The 14,369-nt window shown below is 35.8% G+C and carries 13 protein-coding genes; 3 read left to right on the top strand and 10 right to left on the bottom strand.

Annotated elements, in window-relative coordinates; all coding sequences use genetic code 11:
* Positions 1 to 37: 37 nt before the first annotated feature.
* From RNZ47_RS05800 to RNZ47_RS05780, 5 genes are read right to left on the bottom strand one after another with little or no spacing between them, the layout of a single operon-like run.
* Complete coding sequence (locus RNZ47_RS05800) at positions 38 to 910, bottom strand: pirin family protein (protein ID WP_311937726.1); 873 nt, start codon at positions 908 to 910, stop codon at positions 38 to 40.
* 49 nt (positions 911 to 959) lie between these two features.
* The gene (locus tag RNZ47_RS05795; protein WP_311937724.1) at positions 960 to 1,397 is read right to left on the bottom strand and encodes a MarR family winged helix-turn-helix transcriptional regulator; all 438 of its coding nucleotides are present in this window, start codon (positions 1,395 to 1,397) and stop codon (positions 960 to 962) included.
* A gap of 41 nt (positions 1,398 to 1,438) precedes the next feature.
* A complete protein-coding gene (locus RNZ47_RS05790) occupies positions 1,439 to 1,723 on the bottom strand; it encodes a GNAT family N-acetyltransferase (RefSeq protein ID WP_311937721.1) in 285 nt (94 codons plus the stop codon).
* Position 1,724: 1 nt separating this feature from the next.
* Positions 1,725 to 2,255 carry an NADPH-dependent FMN reductase gene (locus tag RNZ47_RS05785; protein WP_311937719.1) on the bottom strand — a complete coding sequence of 177 codons (531 nt, stop codon included), beginning with the start codon at positions 2,253 to 2,255 and terminating at the stop codon, positions 1,725 to 1,727.
* A complete protein-coding gene (locus RNZ47_RS05780) occupies positions 2,256 to 2,612 on the bottom strand; it encodes a DoxX family protein (protein ID WP_311937717.1) in 357 nt (118 codons plus the stop codon).
* 152 nt (positions 2,613 to 2,764) lie between these two features.
* Here RNZ47_RS05780 and RNZ47_RS05775 point away from each other — a divergent pair, with 152 nt between their 5' ends.
* The gene (locus tag RNZ47_RS05775; RefSeq protein WP_311937715.1) at positions 2,765 to 4,393 is read left to right on the top strand and encodes an acyl-CoA carboxylase subunit beta; all 1,629 of its coding nucleotides are present in this window, start codon (positions 2,765 to 2,767) and stop codon (positions 4,391 to 4,393) included.
* Positions 4,394 to 4,450: 57 nt separating this feature from the next.
* Positions 4,451 to 4,873 (top strand): DoxX family protein, encoded by a 423-nt coding sequence (locus tag RNZ47_RS05770; RefSeq protein ID WP_311937712.1) that lies wholly within the window; start codon positions 4,451 to 4,453, stop codon positions 4,871 to 4,873.
* Positions 4,874 to 5,027: 154 nt separating this feature from the next.
* Here the strand turns inward: RNZ47_RS05770 and RNZ47_RS05765 are convergent, their stop codons facing one another.
* The 5 genes from RNZ47_RS05765 to RNZ47_RS05745 all read right to left on the bottom strand — a co-directional run bounded on the left by RNZ47_RS05765 (position 5,028) and on the right by RNZ47_RS05745 (position 13,389).
* Positions 5,028 to 8,327 carry a DUF2135 domain-containing protein gene (locus tag RNZ47_RS05765; protein ID WP_311937710.1) on the bottom strand — a complete coding sequence of 1,100 codons (3,300 nt, stop codon included), beginning with the start codon at positions 8,325 to 8,327 and terminating at the stop codon, positions 5,028 to 5,030.
* A 151-nt stretch (positions 8,328 to 8,478) separates the two neighbouring features.
* Positions 8,479 to 10,242: a signal peptide peptidase SppA gene (sppA, locus tag RNZ47_RS05760; RefSeq protein ID WP_311937708.1), complete on the bottom strand. Its 1,764-nt coding sequence runs from the start codon at positions 10,240 to 10,242 to the stop codon at positions 8,479 to 8,481.
* 47 nt (positions 10,243 to 10,289) lie between these two features.
* On the bottom strand, positions 10,290 to 11,372 hold the full coding sequence (locus tag RNZ47_RS05755; RefSeq protein WP_311937706.1) for an AMP-binding protein: 1,083 nt from the start codon (positions 11,370 to 11,372) through the stop codon (positions 10,290 to 10,292).
* On the bottom strand, positions 11,356 to 12,339 hold the full coding sequence (locus RNZ47_RS05750) for a CPBP family intramembrane glutamic endopeptidase (RefSeq protein WP_311937703.1): 984 nt from the start codon (positions 12,337 to 12,339) through the stop codon (positions 11,356 to 11,358). The genes RNZ47_RS05755 and RNZ47_RS05750 overlap by 17 nt, the downstream gene beginning before the upstream one ends.
* 9 nt (positions 12,340 to 12,348) lie before the next feature.
* On the bottom strand, positions 12,349 to 13,389 hold the full coding sequence (locus tag RNZ47_RS05745) for an o-succinylbenzoate synthase (RefSeq protein WP_311937702.1): 1,041 nt from the start codon (positions 13,387 to 13,389) through the stop codon (positions 12,349 to 12,351).
* 65 nt (positions 13,390 to 13,454) lie between these two features.
* Here RNZ47_RS05745 and RNZ47_RS05740 point away from each other — a divergent pair, with 65 nt between their 5' ends.
* The gene (locus RNZ47_RS05740; protein WP_311937700.1) at positions 13,455 to 14,366 is read left to right on the top strand and encodes a sterol desaturase family protein; all 912 of its coding nucleotides are present in this window, start codon (positions 13,455 to 13,457) and stop codon (positions 14,364 to 14,366) included.
* Positions 14,367 to 14,369 lie beyond the last annotated feature (3 nt).

Below are 14,369 nucleotides of genomic sequence, written 5' to 3'. Positions count from 1 at the left end.
TTACATAAAAAAAGCACCCTTTAACGGATGCTTTTTATTAACTGTTTGGAAGAAACCCCATTTTACCCATTTGGTAGTCGCGCATGGCCTCCATAATTTCGGTTTGCGTATTCATAACGTAAGGGCCATAAGTTGTTACCTTTTCATGGAATGGTTTTCCCGATAAAAATAAAAGCTTGCTCTCTGCCTTTGCCTCTATTGAAAACTGATTGCCGTCTTGATTAAATTCAATCAATTGATTTTTATTTTGAATTAAATCGACTTCATTATTCACTTTTACGTTTCCGCTGAGCAAATACAGTACTGGTTGATGCTCGTTATCAATTTTGATATGGTGCTTACCACCTGCTTCAACATCAATCATATATACATTAACCGGCGTTTGCGTGGCAATTTTTCCGTTTTTACCTTCTAAACTTCCGGCTATTACTTGAATGCTTACTTTTTTGTCTTCGGAAAAAACCAGGTTAAATTCATCTTTTTTAACATGCTGATAATTGGGTTGAATCATTTTTTTTTCGGCTGGTAAATTCAACCATAATTGAATACCTTCTAAAGTGCCACCTTTTTCTACAAAGGTTTTTGTTGGTCGCTCTGCATGAATAATCCCTCTGCCCGCGGTAGTCCATTGTACGTCTCCGGCTTTTACCACGCTTTCGTGCCCCAAAGAATCGCGGTGCAATTGTTCGCCCTGAACCAAAAATGTGATGGGCTCAAAACCACGATGCGGATGCGGGCCTAAATCGAACGGGTTGTTTCTTTCATCAATAGCATAGGGTCCGTAATGGTGTAATAATACAAACGGGTCTATCATATCGATGTGTTGTGTAGGTATAGGTTGGCGCAATTTTATGGGGCCCATGTTTACAAAATCGCTTCGTCCTATGGTTTTTATTGTGTTTTGTTTCATAATGTTGGCATTTTAATTTCCATGGAAACTATGTGGGCAAAAAAAAGCACTAGCGTATTTTATCGAGTAAATCGCTTAATTGTTCTGCCTCTTTTTCTGTTAAATTATCCAGTAAATCCACATTAAAATCTATTGATATTTTTTCTAAAAGCGCTAATCCCGCTTTGGTAATTTGAATATGAACTACCCGCCTATCACTACTACAAGGCATGCGCTCGATGAGATTTTTAGCGCAAAGCTTATCCATTAACCGTGTTGCATTTGGTGCCCTGTCAATCATGCGTTCTTTAATCGTTTGTACTTTTAAAGGTGTTTTGGCACCGCGCAAAATTCTTAAAATATTGTACTGCTGTGGCGAAATACCGAAAGGCTTAAAAAAAGCATTTTGATGTGACGTAATCCAATTTGCGGTAAATAAAATATTGATTAACGCTTTTACTTTGTTGTTTTCAAACTTCGAGTTAACATCTTTAGAAATATCGCCCATGGCACATCTTCAAATTATGGTTAAAACATTCAATCATCCTATCAAGATAAGACATCTTTATACGCGTCGTGCTTCTTTTTAAAAACAGCGGCGGCGAATGGGCATAACGGTATAGCTTTAATATTATTCGCTCGCATAAAATCTACTACCGCTTCTACTAATTTATAACCAACACCCTTTCCTTTTAATTTTTCGCTAACTTCGGTATGGTCAATAATAATCTTCTCTTTTCCTGCATAGGTATAGGTCATTTCAGCCTCTTGACTGCCTTCAATCTCTATATAGAACTTTCCTTTTTTGCCGTCGTCAAATTGTTTGATTTCCATATTATAGTGCTTTTTGAAATGTTTGTACTTTATTTTTTAATGCTGAATTTAAATCCTTATTCACGATTTTACCTTCTGAAAAATTATCACCAAAAAAAGGCAATGAAAACGTTTCAACAATATGGGCGTCGTGCCTAGGGAAACGATCTTGGGCCATAGCCAATACCGATGCACCACCTCTTCCGCCCGGTGATGCCGCCATCAATAGCATGGGTTTTCCGTAAAAAGTTTTTGCTTCAATTCTCGACATCCAATCAAAAATATTTTTAAATGCCGTTGAATACGCCCCGTTATGTTCGGCAAGCGATAAAACAATGCCATCAGATTCCTTTATTAATTTCAAAAATTGATGAGCAGGTTCTGGAATTCCTGATTTTTTTTCCAAATCAACCCCAAAAAGCGGTAATTCAAAATCATTTAAATCTAAAATATCAGTTTTAACATTTTCAACCAAACCAGAAGCATAAGTCGCTAATTGCTTATTAATTGAGGTTTTACTATTGCTTCCTGCAAACACTATAATGTTTTTCATTTATTTAGCTATTCTTTTATTAAAAATGTAAGATACAATTAATGCCACAATAGCCAAAACAGCGGTTCCTTCTTGCCCATCGCCTATCATGTAATGAGCAAAAAACGCTAATATAAAGGCATAAAAATAGCCTGCATAAGCCCACTCTTTAATGGCTTTAAAATTCGGATTCCAAACAGCAATCAAACCAAGTAATTTTGCTGTAGCAAAGGGGTAAATAATATAGGTTGGATATCCAAAACCTGTAAAAGCTTCTTTAATAGCTTCGTGTTGAAAAAAATACATGCTTACTGAAAATAGCATTATTGCCGTTAGCAATCCTGTGGCCGTGTAATAAATTATTTTGTCTCGTTTCATTTTAATTTATATATTTATTAATACTGCAAATATAGCATAAAAATATTTATATTCCTAGGAATATATTTCCATGTAACTGTTTTTGCGAATTCATCAACAAACTCGAAAATAAAATTTGAAACTTTTGTACATTAGCGTCAAACTTAAAATACATGGATATTAACTTCAATAAAAACGAAGACCACAATAAACTTCTACTTTCCGAATTAAATAAAAAATTAGCAAAAGTTAGCCTCGGTGGCGGTAAATCGCGAATCGAAAAACATAAAGCCAAAGGTAAAATGACCGCGAGGGAACGCATTGATTATCTTCTGGACTCCAAAAGGAACACCATAGAAATTGCGGCTTTCGCCGGCGAAGATATGTATGCCGAACACGGTGGTTGTCCGTCTGGTGGCGTAGTGGTTAAAATGGGTTATATAAAAGGCAAACAGTGTATTGTTGTTGCCAACGACGCTACGGTTAAGGCCGGCGCTTGGTTTCCCATTACGGGAAAAAAGAATTTAAGGGCACAGGAAATCGCCATTGAAAACAAACTTCCGATAATATATTTAGTCGACTCTGCCGGCGTGTATTTACCCATGCAAGATGAAATTTTTCCGGATAAAGAACACTTTGGACGCATTTTTAGGAACAATGCTGTAATGAGCAGTTTGGGCATTACCCAAATTGCTGCGGTAATGGGTAGTTGTGTTGCCGGTGGCGCCTATTTGCCGATTATGAGCGATGAGGCGTTGATTGTTGATAAAACAGGAAGCATTTTTCTAGCCGGAAGTTATTTGGTTAAAGCTGCCATTGGGGAAACCATTGATAATGAAACTTTGGGCGGTGCCACAACACATTGTGAAATCTCTGGTGTAACCGATTATAAAGCAAAAGATGATGCCGATGCCTTAAATACCATAAAAAACATTATGGATAAAATTGGCGATTTTGACAAAGCTGGTTTTAACCGAAGTGAATCAAAAAAGCCAAAAGAAAACCCTGAAGATATTTATGGTATTATCCCGAAAAGTCGTGCCGGCCAATACGATATGTACGACATTATTAAGCGTTTAGTTGATCATTCGGAATACGATGAATACAAAGCAGGCTACGGACAAACCATTATTACTTGCTACGCCAGAATTGACGGTTGGGCCGTTGGTATTGTGGCCAACCAACGCAAATTGGTAAAAACCAAAAAGGGCGAAATGCAATTTGGTGGCGTTATTTATAATGATAGCGCCGACAAAGCGACGCGGTTTATTGCCAACTGCAACCAAAAGAAAATACCCTTAGTGTTTTTACAAGATGTTACGGGCTTTATGGTTGGCAGTAAATCTGAACATTCGGGCATTATAAAAGACGGTGCTAAAATGGTAAACGCAGTAAGCAATAGTGTGGTTCCTAAATTCACCATTATTATAGGTAATTCGTATGGCGCAGGAAATTATGCCATGTGCGGAAAAGCATACGACCCCAAATTAATTGTGGCATGGCCAAGTGCAGAACTGGCTGTTATGAGCGGGAATTCTGCAGCCAAGGTTTTACTCCAAATTGAAAAAGCATCACTTGAAAAACAGGGTGAAAAATTCACCAAAGAAAAAGAAGATGCACTATACAAAAAGATAAAGGACAGATACGACAACCAAGTTTCGCCATATTATGCGGCTGCTCGAATTTGGACCGATGCCATTATAGACCCATTAGACACCAGAAAATGGATTTCAATGGGGATTGAAGCGGCTAATCACGCGCCCATTGAAAAGCAATTTAACATGGGTGTTTTGCAAGTGTAATTTTTCAATCTTACGAAAATTTTGTACCTTTTGTATTGAAAATCAATAATTTCAATCATGGGAACAATAAAATCATTAAACAAATGGGCCAATGCGCATACTTACTTGCCACTTGATTTAATTCGCATTGCCCTTGGTGTCTTTCTTTTTATTAAAGGCATCAACTTTATGGGAAACAGTGAAATGCTTATGAGCCTTTTTGAACCTGTTCAAAATATGGCCGGTGGCATGTTTATTATCCATTATGTGGCACCGGCACACTTTATTGGCGGTATTTTAATTGCCTTTGGTTTATTAACTCGTTGGGCTATAATGGCGCAATTGCCAATATTAATTGGCGCGATTGCCATTAATTTTTTGGGCGAGATGAATTCGGACAATTTAACATTGGCATTAATCACGTTTTTAGTTTGTGTTTTCTTTTTGTTTTACGGCTCGGGAAAACACTCGGCAGATTATTATTTTAAGATGCAGCAGTGAGATTTAAAAAGGTTATCTAGTACGTGATAATCCAGTGTAAAATTGAGCACAGTCTAAGTTTTTATGTTTTGAAAACCAAAGCATTTCGACTGCGCTCAATGTGACATTTAGAATAGAAATTGACTTTTTTGGACGACCTCTTTTAATATTTAAACTATACTTCAATTTTAGCAACTATTTGTTTGTCTTTGGTTTTGGTTAATCGAATTATTTTAATGTCTTTTGTTTCATTTGGTTTTCCAAAATTTTTAAACATGGTAACCTTCATAAACGTTGGGTTTTCTATTTTTTGATATCGATCTCCAAAATAATTCACTTTTATAAAATACCTCCCTTCTTTTGCATGCTTTAACGTGAATTCCTCTGGTCCAAAACCTTGGGTCATATCTTGCGATAACCTACCTCCTGTTTTGGTTTTTGGGTGGCTGTAATAACATTCTTCAAGATTAGGGTCAATAATATGCAAATCAATATCGGTGTCGTTATGGTTCCAATCTATAACAACTCTTATATCAAACGATGCCTCTTTTTTATTTGTATTTATGAAATCTTCTTTTTTTATTTCAGCATTATTTTGAAGTAATGTATTGATTTCATTTCTCGAAATTTGCTGTATGCCTGCAAAGTTTCTTCGGTCGTTATTTTTGTAAATAGCACCACTAACAATACCGTTTAATAAATTAAAAGACTCCTGAGCCAAACCTATTTCTTGATAAACCAAAGCTAAGTCTCTGTACGATTGTGAATCTTCCGGTCGCAATTTTAATACTTGATTGTAAATATAAGCGGCCAACCCATAATTATTTGCTTCTTCTAATTTGTAACCCAAAACCCTTAAAAGTTCGTAGTTATCGAAATCCAATTCGGCTATGTTCGTTAATATTCTTAGCGCAATTTCTTTATTGTTCCATGTTTTAAAATAATCGAACACATCAATATAATACGCGGGTACGTGTTCATATTTTCCCCTTTGAGACAAGTAGGTTTTATAGGCATCTTCCAAAGATTTCGAATTGTTCAATTCAACAATATACGGTGCATTCAGTGTTTGTGCTTTTATTTTTAATCGTCCTTTATATCGGTTTTTGTTCTTTCTTGAGCTATTAAAATTGCGCGCTGTATTCGTTCTATTATTATTAAACGTACTCGTTATAATAATAACGCCATTTGCCGCTCTACTGCCGTATAAAGCTCCGGCAGAAGGGCCTTTTAGCACTGATATGCTTTCAATATTATTAACATCGATTAAGTCGTCAACATCGCCACTTACTGGTACACCATCAATGACATATAACGGTTGATTGTTGCCATTTAATGACGTAGCGCCTCTTATCATAATATTAGAACTAGCACCTGGATTATTTCCAGAACCTACTTGTACACCAGCAATTCTTCCTTGTAAAGCACTGGCAATATTTCCATGATATCCAGTACTCAAATCTTCACTTTTTATGGTTGTAACCGAACCTGTCAATGATTTCCTTTTTTGAGTACCGTATCCAACAACTTCATCTAACTGCGCCGAATCTTCTTGCATTGAAATGTTTACCGTTGATGACCTGCCTATTGTTGTTTCAAGAGTTTGCATGCCGATGTAGCTAAATATTAAGTCTGCGCCTTCATCTGCATTTATCGAAAAATTACCATCAAAATCGGTTTGTGTTCCTGTGTTTGTTCCTTTTAAAATTACATTAACTCCTGGAAGTGGCAGTCCAGATTTGTCTAAAACTGTTCCTGAAATATTCCCAGAATTCGGTGTTTGGTTTGTTTGTCTTTCTTCAGTTTGGGTTTCATTTTCCTGTACAGCAATAACCTTTTTACCATTATTTCTGTTGATGATTCTATAGTATTCTTCAAGTAATTCTTCCGGTGGCGTAATTTTATATCGCACATAATCCCAAACGGTTTCCAAAACAATTAAAGACGTGTGATTACTTACCAAAGTATAAAACATACTGTGTTTTACGATTTCATCTTTATTCATATCGCTTTCTTGCTGAAGTTTATTTAGTTTCTTTTGAGCCCAAATACGTTTTACTAAATTATTTGAAGCCTCCGATTGTATAACTAAAGTGTCTTTTTGAGTAATCTTGTTTCCGTAACCAAACTGCAAAATCACCATATCATTTTTCTTAAAATTTTTACCGGTAAACGAAAAATCCGTTGAAACGGTTATGGCATTATTCGGATAAACTTCCAAGTTTTTGTTTGAAGACTCAAAACCTAAAAACTTAAAAGATTGATACATCACTTTATCAACTGATTCTTTAACGGTAGCATTTTTTAGATTGATATACTTTCCGTTGGTAGCTTCGCAAATACTATTCAGCTCGCTATGATTTGCTTTAACAATACTGTTTACAACATAAATGGGCTGACTTGTATTAACTGCCAATTCGCTTAAACTTTTCATGCCATCAGAAAACATTAGAATTTCTTGGGATGAATTATTCAAAAATAAATTAGCATAAGATGTACCACCATCATAAACCGTATTTATTAATGCTTGTTTAAGATTTGACCAATTTCCCTTAGTTATTATATAGTTTTTAGTCGATAGTATTTGATTACTGAATTTTACCAGTTCTACTTTTACATCTTTTAAATGGTTGATGTAATTATCTAAAAACTCAAGTTCTTTTTCCAAATCTCTTGATTTCATTGATAATGATGCATCCCAATAAATACTAATTTCACCAGCTTTTTCCCTGAGTTCTTTATTGGTTTTTAAGGTTTTATAGATATAGAAATAATCATCATAAGTTATGGTTTTATTACTGTTGAAATACTGTGGAATTTTAATGGTTAAAGACTCACTCGGGGTGTAATTCTTCTTTTCAACTTTAGCGTAAAAATTATTATACAAGGCTTTAAATTGAAAATTTTCAATATGTCCTTCTTTTAATGAAGGTTTCATTTTTTGATCGAACACATTCATTTCCAAAACAAAATGATCTAAATGTTTTTTAAACCCCAAAGGCAAATGAAAGTAATGCGCCTCTTCACTAAAAATCAATTCTTGCTCGTGTGCCAAAACCACTCTTTTATAACCTTTTGCCGGAATCGGGTAAATTCTTGCTTTGTAATTATTACCGGTTCCTTTTTCCAATAAAACAGGGTCTACGCGTCGTCTTACTACAGCTTCAAAAGCAACGCGACCTTGTTCTTTTTCCACTACAACGGCTTCTCTAAGTTTTCCGTTTACTTCAAGCGCCAATCTCGATACACGTTGCCCTTCGCCTAACGGAAAAGCCAATTCGCCTTCTAAAACATTGGATGTCGGGTTATAAAAAAGCATGTCGTAAGTCGTGGTAGCTATGTTTCCAACAACGTCTACTTTTACATCTAACGATGTAATTCCCAACTTATCGTTCCCTACTTTTATTGATGGCATATTTTGGGAAAAGAAAGCAATCGGAAGGATTAAAAAAATAACTTTTAATAAGGTTTTCATAATAGTTGATTTTTAAGTTTAGCATAAAACTATCATCAAACTATATATTAAAAAACCAGAAATGAGTGAAGCGTGCTTTTGGGTGAGTTAACTATAAAAGCAAAAAAGGTTAAGCTCTCGCCTAACCTTTTAAATTATTGATTTACTATTATTATTTAATGTCGGTACTAAAAGGAAGCAGCAACTGAATGCCTTTTCGTTGCGACATCGCTTTTATATCCTGCATGATTTTGTAATTGGCCTCACCTAATTCTTCTTTTAATATAGTTTCTTTTGTTTTAGCCAAACCAAAACTTTGCAAAATTTTATCGAGGTCTTTCTCAAAAACGGGGAACTCTTTAATTTTATAATCCTCAATTTGCGCCATGTCTGCGGCATGTTTTAGTGCCACTTCCAAACCACCAAGTTCGTCAACCAGTCCATTGTCTAAGGCGTCAACACCTGTCCACACCCTGCCCTGTGCAATGGCTTTAACATCATCTTGTGTCATATTTCTACCTTCGGCAACCCTATTAGTGAACAACTCATAAATATTATTGATACTTTCTTTTATAAAAGCTTCTTGGGTATCGCTCATGGGTTCAAACAAACTATAAACCACGGCGTTTTTATTGGTTGAAACCTGTTCGGCATTTATGCCCCATTTATCGGCGAGCCCTTTTACATTTGGTAGCATGCCAAAAACACCTATGCTGCCAGTAATTGTTGTAGGTTCCGCTATAATTTTATCGGCATTACTGGCTATGTAATAACCACCTGAAGCGGCCACATCGCCCATCGATACTATAACCGGTTTTACTTTTTTGGTCAGTTCTATTTCGCGCCAAATAAGTTCGCTTGCCAAAGCGTTTCCACCCGGTGAATTTACACGAATTACCACTGCTTTAACCTTATCGTCTTCTCTGGCTTTTTTTAACGAACGGTTTACAGCGCCTTGACCGACATATTTCTCGTCGCCCTCGCCATATATAATTTCACCTTCGGCATAAATAACAGCAATGTGATTACTGCTTGATGTTGTTTTAAGTTTATTGGCCGTATGAATGGCATAATCCTTTATAGAAATGCTGTTTATCTTTTTTAAAGATTCCAAATCTAGAGCGTGTCTTAAACCATTTTGAAACTCATCGAAATATGCAATCTTATCAATCATTTTTGATGCTTTTGCCAATGGTGCAGTTCTCGACAACAAACTGTCGGCAATAGTGTTTAAGCGTTCAGCAGATATATTTCTGCTTACAGAAATTTCTTTTTTAAGTTCGCTCCAAATCCCATTTAAATACCCTTCGATTTGCTCGCGATTATTGGCGCTCATTTCGTTTTCCAGAAAAGGCTCAACGGCACTTTTATATTTACCTAAACGGATGACCTCCATTTTAATCCCCGATTTTTCCTGGAAATCCTTAAAGTACAAATGCTCTGTAGATAAGCCGTTAAACTCCATCATACCTGCGGGATTCATGTAAATAGTATCGGCAACAGAACTTAAATAATAGTCCTTTTGCGTATAAATATCGGCGTACGCCACAATAAACTTATCCGATTTTTTAAACTCCAAAAGGGCATCTCTAATCGCTTTGGTTTGCGAAATTCCCGCTTGAATAAAATTATTATCAATAGTGATGCCTTTTATTTTATCATCGGTAGCCGCATATTTTATGGCATCAATAATATTAAAAAGACCATCTTTTCTATCTTCATTTAAAAAGCTATATTGCTTAAAAACCGTTTTTCCGGCATAGTCTTTTATAGGGAAATCCAGTTTCAGGTTTAACACCGAATTGTTTTTAACAATAATATTGTCATCTGCCGACGAACCTGCCAACAACCCGATTACTATGAGTAATGCAAAACAAATAAACAGGAATACAAAAATTCCCGTAACGGTAGAAAGGACGCGCTTTATAAAGTTCATATTTTAAATTTTGATGGTTAGTAGATTAAACGGTGGCAATGTTACAATTAATTTTGAACTTTTAATTGTTTTAAGATTTTGCTGCGCTGGATTTTGCCCGAAGTGGTTTCATTAAATTGTGCAACGTTGTAAATAGCTTTTGGTTTCTCGAACTTTTCCAACTCTGAAAACACGGAATCAGCCATGGTGTTGGATTCATCTTCAACAACCAAAATTACCTGTTCGCCCAATCTTTCATCTTTTTCAGAAGCTATAAAAAAGCGTTGTTTTATTTTATTTTGAAGTTTGGCCTCTATCTGTTCCGGGGAAAACTTAATGCCTCCCGAGTTTATAATGTTATCAAAACGACCCAGCCATTCAAATTCGGTTTCAGAATACAACTTTACAATATCGTTGGTTACTATGGGCTCGGTTGAAATTTTAGGAGCATCAATTACCAAACAATTTCGCTCGTCTTGAGACAATAAAATATTTGGCAGTGTTTTAAAATGGGATGAAGCAACAGACCCTGCTTCATTAAAATTGTTAAGCTTTTTTAATGCGATATGCGTTATGGTTTCCGTCATTCCATAAGTTTCATAAACATTTGATTTTATACCTTGAATAACTTTTTTCAAGTTGTTTGAAACGGGAGCTCCACCAACAATAATGGTTTTAATGGCATCGCAATAGCCGTAGATTTTTTCAAGTTGCAAAGGCACCATAGCCACAAAATCGTAATGCTTTTTGTAATCGAAAATAGGTTGCGATGTAGGCTGTGTTAAATCTAGTTCCAAGCCTAAAATGATGGCTCTAACCAGCATCATTTTACCTGCAATATAATGTGCTGGCAAACAATATAAAGCCGTATCGCCCGGGTTTAATTTAAGGTAATTGCCCGTCGCAACGGCCGAATTCACCATGCCTTGCTTGCTTATCTTAATAGGTTTTGGTTTGCCCGTAGAGCCCGAAGTGTTTACCGTTATATAATCTTTTTTATCCAACCAATCGAGTAGAAAATTGCCAATATCCTGCTCAAAAGGGCGGCCTTCTTTTACAAAACTATAGGCCACCTCATCAAGGTCTTCAAATGAATAATGATTTCTATCGAGTTTGAATTTTGAATGTACTTTACTATAATCGGGTATCATGATTTCCTATTTCTTCTATTATTTTATAATTTTCTTTTGGAGGCTCTACAACATCGCCCAACAACCTGTCTTTCCAATTGGACCAATTGTATTTTTTTGATAAGATGAAAAGCAGTATTGGAAATATAACAAATACGGGGACAAATATTTCGGCTATTCCCATTTTTTCTGGATCAGACATATCCTTTAAAATTGAATCCGTTTGAAACGCTGTCCAATCTGCCGTAACCAACAAAGCCGTAAACAAATTGTTTGCCGCATGAAAACCTAAGGCCAGCTCCAAACCATCGTCCATTAAGGTAATGATACCTAAAAACAAGCCTGTCCCAATATAATATACCATTATGATATATCCTAATTTTTCAACTTCCGGGTTTGCAATATGTAGCAAGCCAAAACCTATAGATGTGATTAATAATGGCGCCCATTTATTTTTTAAAACAACCCCAAACCCTTGCATTAAATAGCCTCTAAATAAATATTCTTCAAAACTGGTTTGTAAAGGCACAAGCAAAATAGCTATAACACATAATATTAAAAAGGGCTGTAATTGAAAGTTGAGAACGTAATCTTCGGGTGTTAAGAAAAAATAATCGACAAGCACAAAACCGCTAGACACTATGCCCCATAGAAAAAATATAAACCAAAAGCGTTTCCAATCTATTTTTTTTCGAGCTGTTGTTAAGTGTGTTAAAGGCTGTTTGTGTAAAAACTTTGTTGTTAAAAGCAAGCCAACCAAACCAATGGCAAACGATAAAAGCATTAAAAACAAAAACAAATTATTGCCTAAAAGCGCTACCATTTGCGGTATGTCTCCCGGAATATCGCCACCGCCCATAACTTTTATACCTATGCCTATGGCTAAAGGAATCATCCCTATTAATTGCCACGCAACAAATACCAAAACAGAGCCTACTAAATACCGCCACCAATCGTGTAATACATTAAATGTTTGATTTATATACATTATAAAATTTTATGTTAAAAGTTCTAAATTCCAAGCTCGTTTTTTATGGTATTGCAATGTACCATTTTTTACTTGTAATGGGCTATCAAAATTATTGGTAAATAATGCGCCAGTACCAAGTCCTTGGGGTAAATCACTTTGCTTTACAAAAGTGTATTGGGCTATGGCATTTAGCCCAATATTACTTTCCAAAGCACTGGTAATCCACCAACCAATATTCAATTTTTCAGCAATTTCTATCCACACATCGCTACCTTTAAAACCGCCCACTAAACTGGGTTTTAAAATGATGTATTGCGGACATATGGTTTGTAGCAGTTCCTGTTTTTTTGTTACAGAAAAAACCCCTATTAATTCTTCGTCTAAAGCTATGGGCAATGGCGTATTTTCGCAAAGGTTTGCCATGGATTCAATTTGACCCTGTTTTATGGGTTGCTCGATGGAATGCAAATCGAAATCCGACAACATCTTCAACTTTTCCAAAGCTTCATCTTTTGAAAAAGCGCCGTTGGCATCCACACGTAATTCAATATCTTTTGATGAAAATTCCTTTCTAATCGATTTAATCAGATTAATTTCCGTTTGAAAATCAATCGCTCCAATTTTCATTTTTATACAATGGAAACCGGCAGAAATCTTTTCTTTTATTTGCTGTTTCATAAATGCCTCGGAACCCATCCAAATGAGTCCGTTTATAGGAATTGATGCATTGCCTTTTGTAAATTCGGAAGGGAATAATTCAAATTTATTTTCGCTTTCTAAAGATTTAAAGGCCATTTCCAACCCGAATTGTATGCTGGGGAATTTTTTCAACTCATCCAATAACAGCCCTAATCCTAAATGAATGTTCACACAGGTCCATTGTAAAATATCTTCGTAATGCGGCACATCGTCAACACTCAAACCACGAAAAACACCACATTCGCCAATGCCTTTTTTTCCGTTGTGCTCAATAACAATAAACCAAGTTTCCTTGGTTTTTAAAACCCCGCGTGATGTTCCGCTGGCTTGTTTAAAGTTTAAAATGTATTTGTGGTACGTTGCAATCATAGAATTTTCAAAAATAATCAATAAAAATGTTTAATTTGTAAAGCTTTAAAACTAATTTAAAAACCATGCAGTCTCCCGAATTTCCTGATATTATACTATTTGCTATTCCTTTTTTTATCCTTTCCATGATTATCGAATTATATTTAACGGTAAAGGAAGGCATTAATTCTTACGAAAAAAAAGATGCCATATCGTCCATTACCATGGGTTTGGGCAACGTGTTTTTAGGGTATTTTAGCAAAGCTCTGGTTTTGTTGTCGTTTTTATTTGTTTATGAACACTTTAGATTGTTTACCATCCCCGTTGCATGGTGGAGTTTTGTGCTTATTTTTTTTGCTGATGATTTTGCCTACTATTGGTTTCATCGCATTTCGCATGAGTGTCGTTTGTTTTGGGCATCGCATGTGGTGCACCACTCGTCGCAGCATTACAATTTAAGTACGGCGTTACGACAAACCTGGTCCGGGGGTTTTTATTCGTTTATTTTTTGGTTGTGGCTGCCATTGCTCGGGTTTCATCCCGCGATGATTATGTTGCAAATGTCTATTAGTTTACTCTATCAATTTTGGATACATACCGAAACAATTGATAAAATGCCCAAGTGGTTCGAAGCTGTATTTAATACACCCTCGCACCACCGCGTGCACCATGGCAGCAACCCCATTTATTTGGATAGAAATCATGCGGGCATCTTAATTATTTGGGATAAGTTGTTTGGCACCTTTCAGCCAGAACTTAAAGATGAAAAAGTGATTTACGGATTGGTGAAAAACATCGACACCTACAACCCTATCAAGATTGCATTTATTGAATGGTTTAATATGTTTAAAGATGTGTTTTCCGGTAGAAAATCCATTACTAAAAGATTTCTATACTTTATAAAACCACCGGGTTGGAGACACGATGGCACAGGCAAAATCTCTGACGATTTACGCAAAGAATGGATGGATTCAGTTGGCAGTGAAAAAAGAATGTAAACA

The organism is Hwangdonia seohaensis, assembly GCF_031932625.1.
GTDB classification, from domain to species: Bacteria; Bacteroidota; Bacteroidia; order Flavobacteriales; family Flavobacteriaceae; genus Hwangdonia; species Hwangdonia seohaensis.
The sequence above is the reverse complement of the archived record's forward strand: the minus strand, read 5'-3'. Positions and strand labels throughout refer to the sequence as shown.

Bases quoted from the DNA above. Each gene is read 5' to 3' on its own strand.
- RNZ47_RS05800 (WP_311937726.1), bottom strand. From the start codon at position 910: ATGAAACAAAACACAATAAAAACCATAGGACGAAGCGATTTTGTAAAC.
- RNZ47_RS05795 (WP_311937724.1), bottom strand. From the start codon at position 1,397: ATGGGCGATATTTCTAAAGATGTTAACTCGAAGTTTGAAAACAACAAA.
- RNZ47_RS05790 (WP_311937721.1), bottom strand. From the start codon at position 1,723: ATGGAAATCAAACAATTTGACGACGGCAAAAAAGGAAAGTTCTATATA.
- RNZ47_RS05785 (WP_311937719.1), bottom strand. From the start codon at position 2,255: ATGAAAAACATTATAGTGTTTGCAGGAAGCAATAGTAAAACCTCAATT.
- RNZ47_RS05780 (WP_311937717.1), bottom strand. From the start codon at position 2,612: ATGAAACGAGACAAAATAATTTATTACACGGCCACAGGATTGCTAACG.
- RNZ47_RS05775 (WP_311937715.1), top strand. From the start codon at position 2,765: ATGGATATTAACTTCAATAAAAACGAAGACCACAATAAACTTCTACTT.
- RNZ47_RS05770 (WP_311937712.1), top strand. From the start codon at position 4,451: ATGGGAACAATAAAATCATTAAACAAATGGGCCAATGCGCATACTTAC.
- RNZ47_RS05765 (WP_311937710.1), bottom strand. From the start codon at position 8,327: ATGAAAACCTTATTAAAAGTTATTTTTTTAATCCTTCCGATTGCTTTC.
- sppA (WP_311937708.1), bottom strand. From the start codon at position 10,242: ATGAACTTTATAAAGCGCGTCCTTTCTACCGTTACGGGAATTTTTGTA.
- RNZ47_RS05755 (WP_311937706.1), bottom strand. From the start codon at position 11,372: ATGATACCCGATTATAGTAAAGTACATTCAAAATTCAAACTCGATAGA.
- RNZ47_RS05750 (WP_311937703.1), bottom strand. From the start codon at position 12,339: ATGTATATAAATCAAACATTTAATGTATTACACGATTGGTGGCGGTAT.
- RNZ47_RS05745 (WP_311937702.1), bottom strand. From the start codon at position 13,389: ATGATTGCAACGTACCACAAATACATTTTAAACTTTAAACAAGCCAGC.
- RNZ47_RS05740 (WP_311937700.1), top strand. From the start codon at position 13,455: ATGCAGTCTCCCGAATTTCCTGATATTATACTATTTGCTATTCCTTTT.